This window comes from Saccharibacillus brassicae, assembly GCF_006542275.1.
GTDB lineage: Bacteria > Bacillota > Bacilli > Paenibacillales > Paenibacillaceae > Saccharibacillus > Saccharibacillus brassicae.
In genome coordinates, this window is the sequence record NZ_CP041217.1 from 742,648 (window position 1) to 762,679 (window position 20,032).

General features: G+C 60.4%; 18 protein-coding genes. All 18 read right to left on the minus strand.

The genetic code is table 11. The annotated features are described in order from the left end of the window. Positions 1 to 32: 32 nt before the first annotated feature. Positions 33 to 497: a YaiI/YqxD family protein gene (locus FFV09_RS02950; RefSeq protein WP_141446299.1), complete on the minus strand. Its 465-nt coding sequence runs from the start codon at positions 495 to 497 to the stop codon at positions 33 to 35. A gap of 191 nt (positions 498 to 688) precedes the next feature. Next, on the minus strand, positions 689 to 2,773 hold the full coding sequence (gene glyS, locus FFV09_RS02955; RefSeq protein WP_141446300.1) for a glycine--tRNA ligase subunit beta: 2,085 nt from the start codon (positions 2,771 to 2,773) through the stop codon (positions 689 to 691). Continuing rightward, positions 2,773 to 3,654, minus strand: coding sequence for a glycine--tRNA ligase subunit alpha (gene glyQ / locus FFV09_RS02960; protein ID WP_141446301.1), 882 nt, complete (start codon positions 3,652 to 3,654; stop codon positions 2,773 to 2,775). The genes glyS and glyQ overlap by 1 nt, the downstream gene beginning before the upstream one ends. 472 nt (positions 3,655 to 4,126) lie before the next feature. Next, positions 4,127 to 4,885, minus strand: a complete 759-nt coding sequence (gene recO, locus FFV09_RS02965; RefSeq protein ID WP_141446302.1) for a DNA repair protein RecO — start codon at positions 4,883 to 4,885, stop codon at positions 4,127 to 4,129. Position 4,886: 1 nt separating this feature from the next. Further along, positions 4,887 to 5,792, minus strand: coding sequence for a GTPase Era (gene era / locus FFV09_RS02970; protein WP_141446303.1), 906 nt, complete (start codon positions 5,790 to 5,792; stop codon positions 4,887 to 4,889). 58 nt (positions 5,793 to 5,850) lie between these two features. Beyond that, entirely contained in the window at positions 5,851 to 6,258 is a 408-nt protein-coding gene (locus tag FFV09_RS02975; RefSeq protein WP_141446304.1) for a cytidine deaminase, read from the minus strand. A gap of 67 nt (positions 6,259 to 6,325) precedes the next feature. Next, positions 6,326 to 6,712, minus strand: a complete 387-nt coding sequence (locus tag FFV09_RS02980) for a diacylglycerol kinase family protein (protein WP_141446305.1) — start codon at positions 6,710 to 6,712, stop codon at positions 6,326 to 6,328. Then, the gene (gene ybeY, locus FFV09_RS02985) at positions 6,712 to 7,212 is read right to left on the minus strand and encodes an rRNA maturation RNase YbeY (RefSeq protein WP_141446306.1); all 501 of its coding nucleotides are present in this window, start codon (positions 7,210 to 7,212) and stop codon (positions 6,712 to 6,714) included. Before ybeY ends, FFV09_RS02980 begins: the two co-directional genes overlap by 1 nt. A 3-nt stretch (positions 7,213 to 7,215) precedes the next feature. Continuing rightward, positions 7,216 to 9,453, minus strand: a complete 2,238-nt coding sequence (locus tag FFV09_RS02990; RefSeq protein WP_141446307.1) for an HD family phosphohydrolase — start codon at positions 9,451 to 9,453, stop codon at positions 7,216 to 7,218. A gap of 75 nt (positions 9,454 to 9,528) precedes the next feature. After that, positions 9,529 to 10,500, minus strand: coding sequence for a PhoH family protein (locus FFV09_RS02995; RefSeq protein ID WP_141446308.1), 972 nt, complete (start codon positions 10,498 to 10,500; stop codon positions 9,529 to 9,531). 309 nt (positions 10,501 to 10,809) lie between these two features. Next, positions 10,810 to 11,430, minus strand: a complete 621-nt coding sequence (locus tag FFV09_RS03000) for a hypothetical protein (protein ID WP_141446309.1) — start codon at positions 11,428 to 11,430, stop codon at positions 10,810 to 10,812. 38 nt (positions 11,431 to 11,468) lie between these two features. Further along, on the minus strand, positions 11,469 to 12,470 hold the full coding sequence (gene floA, locus FFV09_RS03005) for a flotillin-like protein FloA (protein WP_141446310.1): 1,002 nt from the start codon (positions 12,468 to 12,470) through the stop codon (positions 11,469 to 11,471). A gap of 133 nt (positions 12,471 to 12,603) precedes the next feature. Beyond that, a complete protein-coding gene (locus FFV09_RS03010; protein ID WP_141446311.1) occupies positions 12,604 to 13,443 on the minus strand; it encodes an NfeD family protein in 840 nt (279 codons plus the stop codon). 205 nt (positions 13,444 to 13,648) lie between these two features. Then, complete coding sequence (locus FFV09_RS03015) at positions 13,649 to 14,092, minus strand: GatB/YqeY domain-containing protein (RefSeq protein ID WP_141446312.1); 444 nt, start codon at positions 14,090 to 14,092, stop codon at positions 13,649 to 13,651. 70 nt (positions 14,093 to 14,162) lie between these two features. After that, positions 14,163 to 14,336, minus strand: coding sequence for a 30S ribosomal protein S21 (rpsU, locus tag FFV09_RS03020; RefSeq protein WP_005547957.1), 174 nt, complete (start codon positions 14,334 to 14,336; stop codon positions 14,163 to 14,165). Between the two features lie 264 nt (positions 14,337 to 14,600). Continuing rightward, positions 14,601 to 14,963, minus strand: coding sequence for a histidine triad nucleotide-binding protein (locus FFV09_RS03025; RefSeq protein WP_141446313.1), 363 nt, complete (start codon positions 14,961 to 14,963; stop codon positions 14,601 to 14,603). A 250-nt stretch (positions 14,964 to 15,213) separates the two neighbouring features. Further along, the gene (locus tag FFV09_RS03030; protein WP_141446314.1) at positions 15,214 to 18,825 is read right to left on the minus strand and encodes an AAA family ATPase; all 3,612 of its coding nucleotides are present in this window, start codon (positions 18,823 to 18,825) and stop codon (positions 15,214 to 15,216) included. Beyond that, the gene (locus tag FFV09_RS03035; RefSeq protein WP_141446315.1) at positions 18,822 to 20,006 is read right to left on the minus strand and encodes an exonuclease SbcCD subunit D; all 1,185 of its coding nucleotides are present in this window, start codon (positions 20,004 to 20,006) and stop codon (positions 18,822 to 18,824) included. The genes FFV09_RS03030 and FFV09_RS03035 overlap by 4 nt, the downstream gene beginning before the upstream one ends. Positions 20,007 to 20,032 lie beyond the last annotated feature (26 nt).

Genomic DNA, 20,032 nt, shown 5'->3' on the forward strand with positions numbered 1-20,032 from the left:
CCACCTTCTAATGAAAATAATATTCGCTATAATTAAGCCTTCTCCTGCAAATCATGTAAAAGTTTTAAACATTTTTCCGAAAAAGCGCTTCGGTCTTCCGACGTGAATTTTTTGGGACCTTTGGTTCTTCCGCCGCCGCGGCGAACTTTGGCGCTAATATGCCGGCGATCCAGCAAAAGTTCGATATTGTCCGCGTCGTACACGAGGCCGCGCTCCGACAGGGCGTAAGCCCGTTTGGCCAACACCAGCGCGGCCAGCCCGTAATCCTGCGTAATGACCAGATCGCCGGCGCGCAGATGATTGACGATATACAGATCCGCACTTTCCTTGCCGGGGTCCACCCGCACGACCCGCACGTTGTCGGATTCGCGCAGCACATGGTCGTACGAGGACACCATGACGACCGGCACGCCGGTCAATCTTGCGGCCTGCTTGATCTCTTCCTTGACCGGGCACGCATCGGCATCGACCAAAATCCGCAGTCCTTCCGCTTCCATCTTCTTCCCCCTTTTCGCGAAGGCGCGCCGCGGCCGCTTGAAGACCGCCGCCTGCCCCTATGCGAAAAACGGAATTCCCCCGCCAGAGCACACAATGCGCCGGCGCCGCTCTGGCGTGCCGGATCCTGCTTCTCTGTACGGGGAAGATTCCGTATCGATTCCTTATTCAGCTGCTTGCGCGGCCGCGCGTCTTACTGCCAGACCAACTTGCCGAAATCGGCGAAGCGCTTGAGATCCGCATCGATCGCGGCAAGCAGGGCCAGACGGTTGGCGCGTACCTTTTCGTCCTCTGCCATTACCATTACCCGGTCGAAGAACGTTGTAATCGGCTGCTTGAGCCCCGCCAGCGCGCCCAGTTCCGCTTCGGCGGCGCCGCGTTCGCCGTTTGCCCAGGACGCCCGCTGCTGCTGAAGCTCCTGCCACGCGCGGAACAATTCCTGCTCCGGTTCGCCTTCGAACAACTCCGGCTGCACGCTGCTGCCGTCCGATTTGGATGCCAGATTGCCGGTACGCGTGAACGACTCCACGGTGATCTTGAAATCGCCTTCGCCGGAGATACCGTTCATCAGCGCTTTGCCCCGGGCCACGACGGCCGGAACGTCGCCGAAGCCGGCCGCGATGACCGCGTCGACGACGTCGTAACGCAGCGTCTCCGACAGCAGTTTTTTGACGCGAAGCTCGAAGAAGTCGCGCAGGTCGCTGCGCACTTCATCCGCCGTCCGCTTCAGGTTGCCGGCCTGCTCATGCACCGAGATCGACACGTCGAACAGCTGGTCGAGCGTCAGGTCGAGCTTGTGGTCGAGCAGGATCTGCACGATGCCCGCCGCCTGGCGGCGCAGCGCATAAGGGTCCTGCGAACCGGTCGGAATGATGCCAATGCCGAAAAATCCGACGATGGCGTCCAGTTTGTCGGCCAGGCTGACCGCCGAGCCGACGATGGAAGCCGGCACGGATTCGCCGGCGAAACGCGGCTGGTAATGTTCGAACACGGCGCGCGCGACGGATTCTTTCTCGCGGGCTTTGCGCGCGTAGTCTTCGCCCATGACGCCCTGCAGTTCGGGGAACTCGTACACCATCTGGGTTACGAGGTCGAACTTGCAGATGTCGGCGGCGCGGCTGACGTCCTGCTTGTCTTCGCTGTCCAGGTTGAGCAGTTCCGCGATGCGGTCGGCCGTTTGGCGAATACGGCGCACTTTGTCGCCGGTGCTGCCGAGCTCTTCGTGGAACACGACGTTCTCAAGCTTCGACAGCGCGTCCGCGATCGGCAGCTTCTGGTCTTCTTCATAGAAGAACTTGGCGTCCGACAGACGGGCCCGCAGCACTTTCTCGTTGCCTTTGGCGATCACGTCGAGCGACTTGGCATCGCCGTTGCGCACGGTTACGAAGAACGGCAGCAGCTTGCCTTCGGCGTCCAGAACCGGGAAGTACCGCTGGTGTTCGCGCATCGACGTGATGAGCACGTCCTGCGGAATGTTCAGGAACGATTCCTCGAACGTACCGAACAAAGCGGTCGGCGTCTCGACGAGGAACACCACTTCTTCCAGCAGGTCGTCCTTGATCGCGATATTCCAGTTGCGTTCTTCGGCCAGGTCGCGAATCTGCTTAAGAATCAGCGCCTGCCGCTCTTCCACGTTCGCGATGACATGCTGCGCGCGCAGCGCTTCGACGTAATCCGAAGCCCGCTCGATCGAAGTCTCGCCGCCGAGGAACCGGTGTCCGCGCGTAACGCGGCCCGTGTGCACATCGGTAATGTCGAACGGCACGACTTCTTCGCCGAACAGCGCGACCATCCAGCGGATCGGACGGACGAATTTGAAATCGTACGTGCTCCAGCGCATGTTTTTCGGGAAACTCATCGACGAGATGAGGCTTTTGAGTCCTTCCGGCAGCAGCGCGGACGCTTCCTGTCCGTTCAGGCTTTTGGTCGCGTAGATATATTCCACGCCGGCCAGTTCCTTGAACGTGAAGTCGCTCGCTTCCACGCCCTGGCTGCGGGCAAAGCCCAGAGCGGCTTTGGTCCATTCGCCGTTTGCGTCCTGCGCGATTTTGCGGGAAGGGCCTTTGACTTCTTCGCTGACGTCTTCCTGCTTCTCCGCAACGCCGCGCGCCAATACGGCCAGGCGGCGCGGAGTCGCGTACGCTTCTACCGTATCGTAGCCCAGACGCGAAGCGTCCAGCCATTTTTCCGTTTTCTCGCGCAGCTGGTTCATCGCCGCGCGCAGGAAGCGGGCGGGTACTTCTTCAAGCCCGATTTCGAGCAGCAGATCTTTTGCCATTACGCTTCCCCTCCTTTCTTGATCAACGGGAAGCCGAGCTTCTCGCGCTCCTCCACGTAGGAAGCCGCCACTTTACGGGCCAGATTGCGCACTCTCGTAATGTAGCCGGTCCGTTCCGTCACGCTGATCGCGCCGCGGGCGTCGAGCAGGTTGAACGTATGCGAACATTTCAACACGTAATCGTAAGCCGGGAACACGAGGTTCGCCTCGGCCGCACGCGCCGCTTCCTGCTCGTACATGTTGAACAGCGTGAACAGCATCTTGGCGTCGGACAGCTCGAACGTGTATTTGGAATGCTCGTATTCCGCCTGGCGGTAGACGTCGCCATAAGTCATGCCTTCCACGTATTCCAGATCGAACACATTCTCTTTGTCCTGGATATAGGAAGCGAGGCGCTCCATGCCGTACGTGATCTCGACCGCAACCGGATGGGTCTCCAGACCGCCGACCTGCTGGAAATAAGTGAACTGCGTAATTTCCATGCCGTCCAGCCAGACTTCCCAGCCGAGGCCCGCACAGCCGAGCGTCGGGTTCTCCCAGTTGTCTTCGACGAACCGGATATCGTGCACGAGCGGATCGACGCCGAGCGCTTTGAGGCTGTCCAGATACAATTCCTGAATATTGTCCGGCGAAGGCTTGATGATGACCTGGAACTGGTGATGCTGGTACAACCGGTTCGGGTTCTCGCCGTAGCGTCCATCCGACGGACGGCGCGAAGGCTCGACGTAAGCGACTTTCCACGGCTCGGGACCGAGGGAACGCAAATACGTCATCGGATTCATCGTGCCCGCGCCTTTTTCCGTATCGTACGGCTGCGCGTTAATGCATCCCTGATCCGCCCAGAACTTCTGAAGCGTCAGGATCATGTTCTGAAAATTCATACAAACACCCCTTTGCAAAATGGATCGGCAGACCGGACAAGGAACTTGGGCACCTATCTGACTGTACACAAAAAACTCCCGTCCTTACGCCTGATTCGACAGACGTAGGGACGAGAGTTTCGGACCCGGAAACGACATCATACCGCTGCATGCGCCGTTCCCGGGTTCGGGTCCGTTAAGCGGATGAGGCATTCGGCAGATCCGAATACAGCCCGTCCAACGTCCTTGCTCCCGCGGTTCCACCCTACTTGAATACGCGGCGTCCGCCAGCGGACGCGATGCGCATTCCTCTTTTCCGTACGCTTCCCGTGTCGCACGCTCCCGGAAATGCCGATAAACGCGGAATAGGGCCTCCCGGGCTTGCACTGTTCCCGGTTCGCTGGTGTTGGGCCTCGTAAATCATCCGCGCATTTTCCGTTCAACGCTGCTGCGAAACTTTCAGCAATCTACCTTTATTGTAAAACCCGAACGGTTATTTGTCAAAGCCGTACTGATCCAGCTGATCCAGAAACCGCTTGGATTTCAAGTTGATGCCGATATGTTCGCGCATCAGCGCTTCCATGACGATCTTCAGTTCGGCTTTGGTCTCCGGCTTGACGTCCACGTTGCCGAGGCGGCGCAGGTCGAGCCGCGCGAATACGCGCAGCAGCGACAGCGTGCGGGCCGACACCGGAACCGCGTACGGATCGGCCGCGCGAAAAGGCACGCTGAGCACGCCGCCAAGACGCGGGCTGATCAGCGCATCGCCTTCGACCGGACGCCGGCTGGCCGAACAAATGTCGAGTTCGGGTCCGTAGCCGGACGCCTGCAGCATCTTCATTTCGAACAAGCGCATCATCACTTCGGGATCTTTGCCTTCCCGCATGCCGGTCAGAAAAGCCTGCAGCTGCTCGAACCAAAAACTGCCGGTATCTTCGTCCTGCAGCGCCCGGTCGATCAGCTCGCAGGCATAGGCGCCGTGCGCGGCAAGCACCAGATCTTCGCGCAGCTTGTGGTTCGACTCGTAGATTTCCGCGTCGTTCAGCGTTCCCAGCCCGCTTCCGCCGCGGAAAAAGCTGAATATGCCGTACGTGAACGGCTGGGTCAGCGAACCGTGCCGGCTTTTGAGCTTTTTCGCTCCGCGCACCATCACGCCCATTTTGCCGTGCGTCTGGGTGCAGAGCGTAATGATTTTGTTCGTTTCGCCGTAATCCATCGCCCGAATCACGATTCCTTCGAGACGGTACAGCATCCTAGGCGTCCCGGTGGAAGCCGAGGTCGCGCAGCACGCGATCCTGGTTGCGCCAGTCCTTTTTCACCTTGACCCACAGCTCCAGGAAAATCTTGGAGCCGAGCAGGTTCTCGATATCCTGACGCGCCCGCTTGCCGACTTCCTTGAGCATGGCGCCCTGCTTGCCGATGACAATGCCCTTCTGCGAATCGCGTTCCACGAAAATGACCGCACCCACGTAGACGATACCGTTGTCCTGCACTTTCATGTCTTCGATCGTGACGGCGATCGAGTGCGGCACTTCTTCGCGCGTCATCTGCAAAATCTTCTCGCGGATCAGTTCGGCGATCACGAACTGTTCCGGATGGTCGGTGATTTGGTCGGCCGGATAATACTGCGGGCCTTCCGGCAAATATTTGCCCAGCTGTTCCATCAGCGTGTTCACGTTATTGCCGAACTTGGCGGAGATCGGAATCACTTCCGCGAACTCGTACAGTTTGCGGTACGTCTCGATCAGCGGCAGCAGCGCTTCCGGTTCGATCAGGTCGATCTTGTTCATAATCAGGAACACCGGCGTCTTGATCTTGCCGAGCTGTTCGATAATGTAGCGGTCGCCGCCGCCGATGCCTTCCGAAGCGTCGACGAGGAACATGGCCGCTTCCACCTCGCCCAGCGTGTTCAGCGCCGTGTTGTTCATGAAATCGCCCAGCTTCGATTGACGTTTGTGAATGCCCGGCGTATCGAGGAACACGATCTGTTTGCCTTCCCCCGTGTATACCCCGTGAATCTTGTTCCGTGTCGTCTGCGGTTTGTCGGACATGATCGCGATCTTTTGCCCGATAATCTGGTTCATCAGCGTCGACTTGCCGACGTTCGGGCGGCCGACGATAGCGACGAACCCGGACTTGAAGCCTTTTTTGCTCTCCATTCTATTCCTCCTCTTGATGTCTGATGCGTTTTTTCCATTTTTGCCACTTGCTCTTGCCTTACGCCTTATCCAGATCCCAGGGACCGAACGCGTCCGGGAGCAGTTCCCCGATCGTCGTCTCGCGAATGTCCCCCTTCATATTGCTCAGCATGACCGGCATATCCGGTTTGCACAATTCCACCAACACCTGCCGGCATACGCCGCACGGCGCGATCGGGCCTTCCGTGTCGCCGACGACGGCCAGCATCTTGAAGCTGCCCGGACGATGGCCGTCCGCCACCGCGCGGAACAGCGCCGTGCGCTCGGCGCAGTTGGACGGCCCGTACGCCGCGTTTTCGATATTGCAGCCGTGGTGCACCTGTCCGTGCTCGTCCAGCAGAGCCGCTCCCACTTTGAAGCCCGAGTAAGGCACGTAAGCCTGCGCCCGCGCTTTGATCGCTTCCTGAATCAGTACCGCTGCATCCATTCGACCTGTTTCCCCTCTCCGTATCCGCTTCTTGTCGGGTGCATTCTATTGTACATCCGTCCGCCCGTTACAGCCAGCCCCAGTCTTGCGCCAAGCGCAGCAGCGGAGGCGCAAACACGATAAGGCCGATCACGGCGGCGAAAACCGCGGAAGCCAGCACCGCTCCCGCGGCGGCATCTTTCGCTTTTTTGGCCAGCGGATGCAGCCGTTCGCCCACGGTCAGGTTGACCGCAGCTTCCACCGCCGTGTTCATCAATTCGGCGGACAGCACGAGTCCGATCGCCAGGCACAACAGTCCCCAGTCGAGCCGGGGGACCCGCAGCAGCGCACCCAGAAGCAGCACCGCCGCGCACAGCGCCAGATGCACCTTGAAGTTTCGTTCCGTCGAAGCCGTTGCCCGGACGCCGTCCCAGGCATTCCGAAATACGTCTCCCCAGGTGCGCCGCTTGTCCATCAGCGCGTCAGCCCGATTTTTTGCAGAGCCGCTTCCTGCTTGGCCATCATCTCCGCTTCGTCTTCCGGGGTCTGATGGTCGTAGCCGAGCAGATGCAGGAATCCGTGCACGAACAGAAAGCCGAGCTCCCGCTCGACCGAATGTCCGTAATCTTCGCTCTGCGCGATGGCGCGCGGCACGGAAATAATGATGTCTCCCAGCATTTCCTCAAGTGCCGGCTCCGCCGCTTCGTCCGCTTCGATCTCGTACACGATCTCCGGCTCTTCGCCCGCCGATTCGCGCATCGCGAACGATAACACGTCGGTCGGCCGGTCGATATGACGGAACTCTTTGTTCAGCCGGTGGATTTCTTCGTCGTCCACGAAAGTCAGCGCCACTTCGCCGTCGGTCACGTTTTCCGTCTGTCCGGCGGCTTCGAGCAGCAGGCGCAGCTGCCCGATCAGCGTCTCGCTAATCTCGTATTGGTCTTGTTCGTTGCTCCATTCCAGTTGCAGGCTCATGCTTCAGTTCTCCTTTGTCTTGGGCTTGACCTCTTCGGGATATTCGATCCGCGAATGGAAAATTCCCATTACGGCTTCCTTGAGCGTCTTGGACACCACGTCCAGCTCTTTGAGCGTAATGTCGCACTCGTTGAACTGCTGGTCGTCCAGCCGGCTTTTGATGATCTTGCCGATCATCGATTCCACCTGGTCGATCGTCGGCTTGTGCAGCGAGCGGACCGCCGCTTCGACGCTGTCCGCGATCCCGACGACCGCCGCTTCTTTCGATTGGGCTTTCGGTCCGGGATAACGGAATTCCGCTTCCGTGAAGTCCGGCTCGACGCCGCGTTCTTCCGCAAGCTTCAGCGCTTTTTGATAGAAAAAATAGAGGAACGTCGTACCGTGATGCTGCTCCGCGATATCGCGGATACGCTTGGGCAGCTTGTACTCTTTCTGCATCTCGACGCCGTCGCGCGCATGGGCCACGATGATCGACTTGCTCAGCTTCGGATCGATGGAATCGTGCGGATTTTCGATATTGTTCTGATTTTCGATAAAATAGCTCGGACGCTTGGTCTTGCCGATATCGTGATAATACGAACCGACCCGGCAGAGCAGGCCGTTGGCCCCGATCGCTTCCGCCGCAGCTTCGGACAAGTTGCCGACCATGACGCTGTGATGGTACGTGCCCGGCGTCTCGATCAGCAGCTTGCGCAGCAGCGGATGGTTCGGATTCGACAGCTCCACAAGCTTGAGCGCCGACAAAATGCCGAACGTCACTTCGAAGAACGGCATAAGCCCGATCGCCAAAATGGCGGTCAGCAGGCCCGAAGCCAACGCGAACGCGACCGGATACAGAATCGTGTTGCGGTCCGGATCGGGATCTCCGATCAACGACAGCGCCAATACCGCCAACGCGCCGAACAAACTGACCATGATGCCTGCTTTGAGCAGGGTCGACCGCTGGCTGGCCCGGTGCACGGTGAAGATGGCCGCGTACGAGACGACAAGCGTATAGAAGCCGAAATGGAAATCGAAAATGTCGCTTCCCGTCTGTCCGGCATTCAGTACGACGCTCGCGAGCACCGAGAAAATGACGGCGCTGAAATAAGCGAACGGATTGTTCAGCAGCAGCGTAATGAGCGTGCAGCCGATAGCGACAGGCGCGAGATAACCGACGTACCGCGCCGTATCGCTCTGCACGAGCGCCGTCAGATGCATGGCGATCAGCATGATGAAATAGATCAAGATGATCATGAGCAGCTGCGGATTGCTGTATTTGAATTCGTTGCCGCTGAGCCGCGTGAACAGGAACATCCCGAGCGAGAGCAGGCCGGACAGCAGCAGCAGGCCGAACTGCGGCCAGTAATTGATCTCCGTCTTGAGCATGTCGTTCTCTTTGAGGAGATTGTACATGTCCTGCGTAATCGTCTCGCCGCGCTGCACCAGCACGTCGCCCTGCTCGATATATACCGTTTCGGTATTCTCGCGGGCCTGCACGGCCGCTTCCTTGGTCGCTTCTTCGTCATAGAACCGGTTCGGCGTAATCGCGAGCTTGATCAGCTCCTGCACGACCTCGCGCGAAGTGCGGTCGGTCAACGTGCTGCGGCTGACGAACTCCGCGACCTGGGCGCGCGCCGTCTGGGCATCCGCCACCTGATCGCTCATGAGCCGGGACACGATTCCGGTCGCTTCCGACTTCATCTGCTGGATTTGGATCGAAGTGAGCGCCGGGATCTTGTAAAACGTTTCTTCGGGAATATCGTACTCCTGCTCGCCGAGCCGCGTCTGTACTTCGCGCAGCAGCGCGGCCGAATACGCTCCGTTGCTGCCGCTGCCACGAATGCTGTTCGCCATGAACTGATTGACTTTTTGCGGCAGCTCTTCCCGGTAAATCTCGATTTTGTTCGCTTCCGTCAGCTGGTCGTCCTGATTCAGCGTATCGATCCGGTCCAGCAGCTGATTGATCAGCGTATCGTTGCGAAGCGGCACGATGCGGTATACCTGCTGCACGCGCTCCGCAGCTTCTTCCTGCGCCTGCAGGGTCGCTTTGCTGTTCGGAATCTGCGCCGGAGCCAGAATTTCCTTGTCGCTCGGCATGTTGACCTGGATATCGTATTTTTCGGGCAGCAGTTTGGGCGCAAGCCCGACGTAGAACATGATCGTGATCAGGGCGAACAAAGCCAGCTTGACGAGACGACTGTTTTTCCAGCCGGAAATTTTGGGATCGGTTTTTCTGTTCCATTTTTCTTTTGAAGCCATGTGGAAGAACCTCCGGTATTAGACTCCTGAGCCTATTCCAAAATGAAAGACGCGCTATCGTTTGGGAATCGGTTCTTATTCGATGCTTTCCGCTGCCTTTTCGTAAGCCACGATGATTTTCTGTACGATCGAGTGACGAACGACGTCTTCCTGGGCAAACGTGACAAAGCCGATATCGGAAATTTCGTTCAGGATCAGCCGGGCTTCGACCAGGCCAGACTTTTTGCCGCGCGGCAGGTCGATCTGCGTGACGTCGCCCGTGATGACCATTTTGGAACCGAATCCGATCCGCGTCAGGAACATCTTCATCTGCTCGGGCGTCGTGTTCTGGGCTTCATCCAAAATGATGAACGCATCGTCGAGCGTCCGTCCGCGCATATACGCGAGCGGCGCGATCTCGATCAGGCCGCGCTCCAGCGCTTTGGCTACCTGCTCCGTGCCCATGACGTCGTACAGCGCGTCGTAGAGCGGACGCAGATACGGATCGACTTTCTCCTGCAGATCGCCCGGCAGGAAGCCGAGGCTCTCGCCCGCTTCGACAGCCGGACGCGTCAGCACGATACGCTTGACCAGACCTTCCTTGAGCGCGGTTACGGCCAGGACGACCGCCAAATATGTTTTGCCGGTACCGGCCGGACCGATACCGAACACGATGTCTTTTTTCTTGATCGTCGTGACGTAATGCTTCTGGCCGATCGTTTTGGGACGAATCGGCTTGCCGCGGAACGTCAGGGCGATTTCGCCTTTGAACAGGTCGAGCAGTTGATCGGCGCGGAAATCTTTGGCCAGATCAAGCGCGTACTGCACATCCCGTTCGGTCAAGTTGTAGCCGTTGCGAACCAACTGCAGCAGGACGTCGAACAGCTGCTCCAGTTGATCCGCTTCCTGTTGGGGTCCGTATATGCCAATTTCTTCCTCGCGGCTGTCGATCCGTGCTCCGAACTGCCGTTCGATCAACTTGAGATACGTGTCCTGCGGACCAAACAGGGCCAAACCTTCTCCCGCGTTATGCAGCGGAATTTTGATACTTCTCGTCTGTTCTGTCAAAAGCTCTCAGTCTCCTTAATATCGATATAATGGGAGGCCTCGGCTTCCTGTGCGGAACCGGGCCCTTGTTCGCCTATCGGAATCTTGAACTGCCGGGCGCCGCGCGGATTCCGCCTGCCGCTTCGGGCCGACGGAATCCGGCAGCGGCCGGATCAAACCTTATTTCTCAACTTTACCATTCTAAGAGGCCCCATGCAAAAGATTTTGGGAGCGTGTTCGGGGACGCGCAGGACGCAAAAAGCCGGCCTTTTTCGTCGGGGACGGAAAAGGCCGGCAGCTGCGCCGTCGGGAAACGGCGATTCCGCAGAATTACCTGCGCCCGGAGTGATACGGTTTTCTGGAACGGGGCGTGCCGAGGATCTCGGCCCACATGACCCCTTTGCGCAGATCTTCGGCCGTCGGTTTGACGAACAGGTCCGCCGCGGCGACCGGCGTCTCTGCAGGTGCGGCCCGGCCTCCTACCTGCCGGTAGGAAGCGGCGGTCTGCGGACGGCTGCCGCCGCCCCGGGTCGACTTGCGGTCGATCTCGCGTACGGCCTTGGGGACCCCTTCGGATCGTTTCTGCTGCGAACGGGCCGCTTGCAGCCTTTTTTCGATTTCCTGGTGCATCTGAAGCGAAGCTTCTTCCAGATTCGTTCTCTCGGGACGCTTATTCTCGCGGGAAGCCGAGTCGGTGCCGCGAACGTCCGCTCTCTGCTGATTCGGAGCCGGAGCGCGGCCGAACGGAGACTGGCGCGGCCCGGCTTGTTCTTCTTCATATTGCATGGGCCGCGTTGCCTGCCTGCCCGGATCGGAAGCGCCGCGGCCGCCGAACGGCTCGGCGCCTCCGTTGGGATTCTTTTTCTTCTTGCCGAACACGGACATCAGCGCACCTATAATAATGATGACGATGAAGAAATTGCTTACGATCCAATCCAAGAATTGGGGCACGATATCCCCTCCTGTTCCGCCTGATTACTTGTGTCGCCTTATTTGTTCGGGTCCTGCTTGTCGACATGCGTCACGTTCATGCCGCCGAGCGAACCTCTCATTTCCGTATCGGCTTCGAGATTTTTGATGTTCAGATAATCCATGACGCCGATTTTGCCATTGCGAAGCGCTTCGGCCATAGCAATCGGCACTTCCGACTCGGCTTCGACGACTCTCGCTCTCATCTCGACGACGCGGGCGTTCATTTCCTGTTCTTCCGCTACGGCCATGGCGCGGCGTTCTTCGGCTTTGGCCTGGGCGATCCGTTTGTCGGCTTCCGCCTGTTCGGTTTGCAGGAAAGCGCCGATATTTTTGCCGACGTCCACGTCCGCGATATCGATCGACAGGATTTCGAACGCCGTACCGGCATCCAGTCCTTTTTCAAGCACCGTGCGCGAGATTTTGTCCGGATTCTCCAGCACTTCCTTGTGCGTATCGCTGGAACCTACAGTCGTAACGATGCCTTCGCCGACACGGGCGATGATCGTTTCTTCGCCGGCGCCGCCGACAAGGCGGTCGATGTTCGCACGTACGGTAACGCGGGCAATAACGACCACTTCGATACCGTTGCGCGCAACGGCCGAAACGTTCGGCGTCTCGATGACGCGCGGGTTAACGCTCATCTGTACCGCCTGCAGCACGTCGCGGCCGGCCAAGTCGATCGCGGCCGCCCGTTCGAATTCGAGCGGAATATTGGCACGATGCGCCGCGATCAGCGCATTGACGACGCGGTCGACGTTACCGCCGGCCAGATAGTGACTCTCAAGCTGATTGATGGTCAGCGTCAGGCCCGCTTTGTGCGCCTTGATCATCGGATTGACGATCCGGGACGGCGTTACGCGCCGCAAACGCATGGCGACCAGCGTAATGATGCTGATACGCAGACCGGAAGCGAGCGCCGAGATCCACAGGGCGACCGGGAAAAAGCTGAAGAAAATGCTCAAAAGAATAATGCCTACCACTACGATGAGCAGCGGAGTAATCCAAACTGCATCTGCCATAAGTACCCCTCCAAGTTTCGGGTTCGCAGCGCCGAAGCGAAAATGGGTTCCGGTTCGGCGGCCTCAAACTCCGTTATGTCGTTCTGTTGCGTGAACTGTTGCGTGAGTGCGCGTCTTGCTGGCTGGACGGAGATCAGATCGGTTCGATCGGTCCCAGCCCGCTGTGCCATTTCTCCTGAACGACGATACGGCCGCCTTCCGTTTTGACGATGACGACCGCTTTGTCGCGTTCGATAAAAGCGCCGTCGCTAACGACGTCGAGACGTTCGCCTTCGATCAGGACGGTGCCCGACGGACGCAGAGGCGTCAGGGTAACGGCGTCGCGTCCGACCAGTTCGAACCGCGTGACCGCGGAATTGTAACCGGCTTCGGACGTCAAACTGTCTTTAAGAATGAAGCGATTCCAAATGCCCCGCTCCTTGAACACGAATACGACGATGCCTACAGCCGCCGCGGCCAATACGAAAGCGATTCCGAGCGTCTGCAAAGCGTGTCCGGTTGCCCATGCTGCCATAACCACTCCCCCTATAAGCGAGCCCGCTCCGAGCAGGCCCAGTATCCCGAAACTCGGCAGAACGATTTCGAGTGCCATCAAAACGATTCCCGCTGCGAACAGCAGCCAAACGTAAGGATCGGCCAAACCCTGGAACGTGCTGGAGAAAAAATACAGGATGAACGCGCTGACCCCGAGCACTCCCGGAAAAATGAGTCCCGGCACGAGCAGTTCGATCACTACGCCGGCAAGTCCGATAAACAGCAGCAGCGTCAGCATGACGGGCTCTGTCAGAAATCCTGAAAGATCCGACAAAAACCCGGCCTGCTCGGCGCCCTGCGACGAAACGGCCGTACCGGCCGCAGAAGCCGTAGACACGAACGAGGTGCAGACGATCAACGGAATCCCGATCAGCCAGACGGCACCCCACAGCGCCGCGGCGAATCCTACCCACCATTTGGACCGTGCTTGTGTATGCATCGATTTCCCCTCCTTCTCTAAAATGTGAGGCGCTTACGAAACAACTTGTTACTCTTCATTTCCCTCTGTTTAGGCTTGACGAAACAACAGTTTCTCAGTATTGTATACGTGCTTTCGGCCGCGAGGTTCCAAAAAAATCCCGTTTTACTAAAAAAACAACAAAAACACCCTTCCGGAAACCCGGAAGGGTGTTCGTTTCGCTCGTTTATTGCAGGCCCTGCTGAACCGCTTGATTAACCAACTTCCCATCGGCACGGCCTTTGACTTTCGGCATCAAAGCGGCCATGACTTTTCCCATATCGGCTTTGGAAGAAGCGCCGGTTTCTTGGATGGTCTGTTGTACAATGGCTTTCACTTCCTCTTCGCTAAGCTGGGTAGGAAGATAGTCAGCAACAATAACGATCTCGGCTTTGACAGTCTCGGCCAAATCGTCACGACCTGCTTTTTCAAATTCATGGAGGGCATCTTTGCGCTGTTTGATCTCACGACTCAGAATTTCAAGCACTTCTGCGTCATCCAAAGTCCGCTTCAAATCGATCTCTTGGTTCTTGATCGTCGCGCGAATCATTCGTATGGTCGAGAGTTTGAATTTATCCTTACTCCGCATGGCTTGCTTCATATCTTCGTTTAATCGTTCGCTAAGATTCATTTAACAATAAATCCTCCTACCAAGACGTGTTATTCGAATCGCCAAAAAAAGCGACCGGGTTAAACACTACTTAGAACTTTCTTTTGCGAGCAGCCTCAGACTTCTTCTTGCGCTTTACGCTAGGCTTCTCATAATGCTTGCGCTTTTTAACTTCCGCCAGCACGCCGTCTTTTGCGATCGAGCGTTTGAAGCGGCGAAGAGCAGCATCAATAGTCTCGTTTTTGCGAACTTTAGTTTCAGACACCAGTTTCCCCTCCCTCCGACCAGACCGTCCAAGAGCATAACACGGTTAATCAACTTTCATTATAGGCGAAAACAAAAGTCCGTGTCAATGCCTATAAAAAAGTCTGTTTCGATCCAGCCGGCAAGCAGGCGGTTTTGAACCCCGAAGGCCCAAGCCGCGCGCTTTGCGCCATCAAAACAAATGCTGCCGGAGCGGAAAAGCGACCCCAACAGGCGCATTCCCGCTTACCGGGCCCACCTCACGATGCCCGGCTGCGCCGATCAGTCAAGCGTGCGAGTCCGACGCTCCGGTCAGCGCGCCGAGCTTGCCGCCTCCGAGCAGATGGAAATGCAGATGCGGCACCGTCTGGCCGCCGTCGCGGCCGCAGTTATTGATGACGCGGTATCCGCTCTCCGCGATGCCCAGCTCTTCGGCCAGCTGCACGGCGACGCGGTGAATTTCTCCGATCACGGCCAGATCTTCGTCCGCAATATCGTTCAGCGACGGAATCGGCTTTTTCGGTACGATCAATACGTGAACGGGAGCCGCGGGCTGAATATCGTGGAACGCGTAGATCCGTTCGTTCTCGAACGCTTTTCGGCTTGGAATATCGCCCTGAATAATTTTCGTAAAAATCGTCTCGCTCATCTGTGTTCCTCCTCATAGGTACGGGGTTGGGCATTCGGCTCCGTTTATTGTACCGATTATGCGCGCAAAAAACAAAAAAAGAAGCCCCCCGCGAATCCCGGCGGGATTCGTTTGCTTGAAGCGCCGGCCGGAGCGAACGTATGGGACGTTCGAACAGTTGGCGCTTCGGGGGACTTCCATGGCATGTCGGCTGACTGTAGTGTAACAGCCCGGTGAATCTGTATCTGTGATCTGCGTCACGTTCCGCAGGCTACATTTTCTCCAGCAGCACTTTGGAGCCGGCTCCGGCAGGGTCGGCCGGCTGCACGATCAGGCGGCGCGGCAGGCGCGCCCGCAGCTCCTGCACGTGGCTGATAACGCCGACCGACAGCCGGTCGCTGTGCAGATGCTCAAGCGACGTGATGACCGTGTCGAGCAGCTCGGGATCGAGCGTACCGAATCCTTCGTCCAGGAAAAAGAATTGCAGCGGATATTCGCCTCTCAACTGGATCTGCGCCGACAATGCCAGCGCGAGCGACAGCGAAGTCAAAAACGTCTCTCCGCCGGACAAGGTCGAGACCGGACGGCGCACGCCGCCGTTCGCGTCGTCGCATACGACGAATCCGCCGCCGGAATCGACTTCCAGCGAATAACGCTGCTTGGTCAAAAAGCGCAGCCGGCTCGACGCCGCGCGGCTGATCTGGATCAGCTGCTCTTCGGCCACGTATTCGACGAACGCGTTGCCGCGGAAGCAGGCCTGCAGCTTCGACAGCCGCTCCATCTCGGCGGCGGTCACGCGGCGCACCTGCTCCAGTTCGTTCCAGCGCCCGTTGCGGACCGAGACGTCTTCGAGGTCGCGCTGCGCCCGCGCTTTGGCGGACAGCGCTTCTTCGTCTTGCCGCCGGGCTTCGCCCAGCCGCAAGGCGCAGGCCGCCCATTGATCTTCCGACACGTCGGCGCCGCCGAGCAGCTTCTCCAGCTCCCGCAGCCGGGCGGAAAGTTCGTTCTCCCGCTCCCGGTGCGTCCGGGCAAGGCGCTCCGCTTCCTGCATCTCTTCGCCGCGCATGACAGCGGCTTCCGCTTCTTCCGCCGCGCCGAACGGCGAGCCGTCCAGCGCTTCGTTCCAGCCCTGCTCGGCGGCGGACGCATGTTCGGCGGCCGATAATGCCGCCTGCTGCGCCGCGGCGGAATCGTTCGCCGCGGTCTGCCATGTGCGGCGCGCCGCTTCAAGTTCAAGCCGCGTCCGCTCCGCCGCTTCGCGCAGGCTCTCCAGGCGTTCCGACGCCAGGCGCAGCAGCTCGGCCGCGGAATCGCCGCCGGACGTCTCGCGCAGGCGCCGTTCTTTCTCGGCCAGCAGTTCCGCCCGGCCTTCGGCCTGCGCCGTGAACAGCACCAGGCCGCGTTCCGCTTCGGCCGCGGATTGCTCGTGCGCTTTCAGCGCCGTTTCCATATCGCGGATAACGGGACCGCTCTTGTCGAGCCGGCGCTTCAGTTCTTCGGCCCGGCTGTCCCGGTCGCGAATATCCGCGCGTCTGGCTTCCAGTTCTTCCCGCCGCAGTCCGGCGAACGAAGCCGCCCACTGCTGCTCCGCTTCCGCCAGGCGGCGTTCCAGCTCGCCGAGGCGTTCTTCGGCGCGCACGCGCTGACGCGCAGCGCCGTCGAGCCTGACGCGCGGCGCTTCGGCTGCGCGCGAAGCGGCGGCCAAAGCGCGTTCGCTGTCGCGCGCGGCGCTGTCGAGCTGCGCGGATTCGCGCTCGAAGCGTTCCGCCGCTTCCTGCAGGCGGAGCAGTTCGTCCGCGCAGGCCTGCGGGGAAGCGGGGCGGATTGCGGGGGCGGGCTCGGGCGCGGAGGCGGTCCCAGGCGCGAGGGTAGGCGAGGACGCGAGGGCAGGCGCGGGCGAAGCCGCGGGAGCAGGCGCGGATGCAAGGTCCGGCGCGGGCGAAGCCGCGGAAGCGGCATCGCCCGCGAGGGCGGATGCGGGCGAAGCTGCGGGGGCAGGCGCCGAATCGGGCGCTTGCGCGGGTGCGGCTTCGACGCCGGGAGAGGGCTGACCCTGCCCGGAGGCGGAGCCGCCCGGGGTCTGCGCCAGTTCTTCGCGCAGGCGCCGGGCCAGTCCTTCGCCGCCCTGCCGCAGGCGGGCGGCGGCGAGGCGCAGCTCGCGCGCCCGGAGCTGCAGGGCACGCAGCGGTTCGAGTTCCGCCGCGGCCGAGGCGGCGGAAGCGTCTTCGTCCGCCGGCAGCGGATGATGGGTCGCGCCGCAGACCGGGCAGGGCTCGCCGTCGGTCAGGGCGTGCGCCAGCTCGGCGGCCATGCGGCGCTGCGCGGAATCGCGGTCCGCCTGTTCGAGCAGCGACTGCCGCTCTTCGGCCGCTTCGATCAGCGCGGCGATCTCCCTGTCGAACACATCCAGCGACGCGGCGTGCCGCTCGGCGTTCTCCGCCGCGCGGAGCAGATCGGCGCGGCAGGCAACTTCCCGCTCGCGGCCGGCGGACAGTTCGGCTTCCGCTTCCGCCTCTTGGCGCCGCGCTTCTTCGAGGTCGCGGCGAATGTCCGGAAGCTGCGCTTCGAGCCCGGCGATCGAATCCGCCAGCCGGCCGGCGACTTCAAGTTCCGTCCGGTCGGAACTGCGCACTTCGCAGCCGACGAGCTGCTCCTGCAGTTCGCCGCGCAGCTGCGCGGCCTTGTCGAGCTTGCGCCGCAGCTCGTCGGCGTCGCTACGCGCCCGTTCCAGGCGCGCCGCCGCTTCGGTCCGGCCGCGTTCGAGCCGCCGGCTCTCTTCGCGCAGCGTCTCCAGTTCGCGCTCAAGCTGCAGCGCCTGTTCCAGTTCGGCGATGCGGCGCAGCAGCGTCGGCTCTTCGCCGGACAGCCCTTCGCGCGCCGCGCTTTCGGCCGACGCGGCCAGGTCGGCCCGCCCGCGCGCTTCGCCCAGCGCGGCCTGAAGCCGCCCCGCGGCGGCGGCCAGCTGTTCCGAGCGCGCCGATGCCGCCCGGAAACGTTCCAGCGCCGGCAGCAGCGCCGCCGACGCGCGCGCCCGCTCCGTGCGCGCCTGCAGCTCACGGATCTCTTCGCCGCGCGCTTGCAGCTGCCCGAGCGCCGCCGCAGTCTCGCGGCGCTCGCCCGCGCGTTCGCGTACGCGCGTCAGCCGGCCGTGTTCCTCGGCCGCCGCGTCAAGCTCCGCGCGCCGGGCTTCGGCCGCCAGGCCGGCCGCGTCCAGGGCCGCCTTCGCGTCTTTGACCGCTTCGGCCGAAGCGAGGCCGAGCCCCTGCTGCTCGGCTTCGAGCGTGCGCAGCGCGGACTCCGTCTCGCGCGTGCGCTTGCTCAACTTCTGCACCAGCCGGTCGCCGTACTGTTCCAAATGGAACAGCCGCTGCAGCATCTGCCGGCGGTCGCTGCCTTTGAGCGACAGAAATTCCGCGAATTTGCCCTGCGGCAGCACGACCGCGCGGGTGAAATCGTCCATTTTGAGGCCGATTCGTTCTTCGACCGCTTTGGTCACTTCGGCCAGCTTGTCGGCTACCACTTCGTCGCCTTCCGGCTTGACCTCGATGAACCGGCTGAGCGTATTGCTGACCGACACTTCGCCGGTCCGCTTGAAGCGGCGCTCCACGCGGAAGCGCCGCACGCCCGCGGCCGATTCCAGCTCGAACGTAAACGCGACGTACAGCGTGTCTTCCGAATGGTTCATAATGCCCTGCGTGCCGCCGTAAGCCCGTTCGATTTTGCCGTACATGGCGAGCGTGATCGCGTCGAGCACGGTCGACTTGCCGCTGCCCGTCGGACCGAAAATGCCAAACAAACCCGTTTCGCACAGTTCCGTGAAATCGATCTCCTGCGCTTCGCGGTAACTTTGCAGACCGGACAATCGGAGCGTAATCGGCTTCATTCGACTTCGCCTCCTTCCGGCTGTTCCCGTTCGTCGGCGGCCAATTCCATAAAGAGCGAGATCAGCGCGTCGTCCGGCTCCGCTCCGCCGGTCTGCCGGCGATAGAACGTCTTGAACAATTCGTGCATCGGCAGCCGTACCCGTTCTTCCGGCATATCGATCTGCTCCAGCTGCGGATAGACGGGCCTAATATGCACGAGCCCGTCGCATGCCCGCCGCAGCGCCTGGATCTCGCCCAGCGCCATCGCTTCGGTCAGCGTGATGCGCAGGTCGATAAACGCGCCGGCATCGCGGCCTTCATCCAGCCAGGATTGGACCTGCGCCAGACCTTCCTTGGCGTTCCATTCCACCAACGGACGTCCGCAGGACAAATAGATCTCCTGCAGCTTCGGTGCGCTGCCCGGTTCGATCTCCATCAGCATGACCGACTTGGTCTGCCCCGCTTCCGAAAAGCTGTACGCGATCGGCGAACCGCTGTAGCGAATAATCGCGTCGCCTTTGACCGCCTGCGGACGATGCAGATGGCCAAGCGCCGTATACTGCGCGCCGCACGACAGCGCCGACGGATCGACCGTGTAGGCGCCGCCGACCTGAATCGGACGTTCCGAATCGGATTCCAGCCCGCCAAGCACGTAAATATGGCTCATCGCCAGATTGACGGTGCTCGGCGAGAATTCTTCGGCCAGCTTGCGCATCAGCAGGCCGACCCGTTCGCTGTACGCTTTGCGCAGCAAGTTTTCGTCGGTGCCGTCAATCGTCAACAGCTCGTTGAGCCGGGCTTCCGACGGATACGGCAGCGCCGCGATCACGGCCTGTTCGCCTGTTCTCGGCACGTTCAGCTTCAGCGCCCGTTCAGTCGGCAGGCCGACAAGCGAAATGCCGCTGCCTTTTACAAGCGGACGCACGGACGCTACCCGTTCCGGATGATCGTGATTGCCCGCGATCGCAGCCAGCAGACAACCTTCCGCCCGAATCCGGGCCGCGCTTTCGTAGAAAAGCTGCTCCGCCGCCGCAGGCGGGTTGACCGTATCGTAGACGTCTCCCGCCATCAGTATCAAATCGACCTTTTCCCGCCGCACGATCCCGACGAGTTCGTCCATAAATTTTTCCTGTTCTTCGAAGCGGCTCCGGCCTTCCAGGGTTTTCCCCAGATGCCAGTCCGCCGTATGCAGCACGCGCATCGTTGGAGCTCCTCCCGTGACGGCTT

Coding starts and splice junctions, on each gene's coding strand:
- ybeY (WP_141446306.1), bottom strand. CDS start 7,212: ATGAGCCTGCAACTGGAATGGAGCAACGAACAAGACCAATACGAGATT.
- FFV09_RS03035 (WP_141446315.1), bottom strand. CDS start 20,006: ATGCGCGTGCTGCATACGGCGGACTGGCATCTGGGGAAAACCCTGGAA.
- FFV09_RS02980 (WP_141446305.1), bottom strand. CDS start 6,712: ATGGACAAGCGGCGCACCTGGGGAGACGTATTTCGGAATGCCTGGGAC.
- recO (WP_141446302.1), bottom strand. CDS start 4,885: ATGCTGTACCGTCTCGAAGGAATCGTGATTCGGGCGATGGATTACGGC.
- FFV09_RS03010 (WP_141446311.1), bottom strand. CDS start 13,443: ATGCATACACAAGCACGGTCCAAATGGTGGGTAGGATTCGCCGCGGCG.
- FFV09_RS03030 (WP_141446314.1), bottom strand. CDS start 18,825: ATGAAGCCGATTACGCTCCGATTGTCCGGTCTGCAAAGTTACCGCGAA.
- era (WP_141446303.1), bottom strand. CDS start 5,792: ATGGAGAGCAAAAAAGGCTTCAAGTCCGGGTTCGTCGCTATCGTCGGC.
- FFV09_RS02975 (WP_141446304.1), bottom strand. CDS start 6,258: ATGGATGCAGCGGTACTGATTCAGGAAGCGATCAAAGCGCGGGCGCAG.
- FFV09_RS03025 (WP_141446313.1), bottom strand. CDS start 14,963: ATGAGCGAGACGATTTTTACGAAAATTATTCAGGGCGATATTCCAAGC.
- glyQ (WP_141446301.1), bottom strand. CDS start 3,654: ATGAATTTTCAGAACATGATCCTGACGCTTCAGAAGTTCTGGGCGGAT.
- floA (WP_141446310.1), bottom strand. CDS start 12,470: ATGGCAGATGCAGTTTGGATTACTCCGCTGCTCATCGTAGTGGTAGGC.
- FFV09_RS03015 (WP_141446312.1), bottom strand. CDS start 14,092: ATGAATCTTAGCGAACGATTAAACGAAGATATGAAGCAAGCCATGCGG.
- FFV09_RS02990 (WP_141446307.1), bottom strand. CDS start 9,453: ATGGCTTCAAAAGAAAAATGGAACAGAAAAACCGATCCCAAAATTTCC.
- glyS (WP_141446300.1), bottom strand. CDS start 2,773: ATGGCAAAAGATCTGCTGCTCGAAATCGGGCTTGAAGAAGTACCCGCC.
- FFV09_RS02950 (WP_141446299.1), bottom strand. CDS start 497: ATGGAAGCGGAAGGACTGCGGATTTTGGTCGATGCCGATGCGTGCCCG.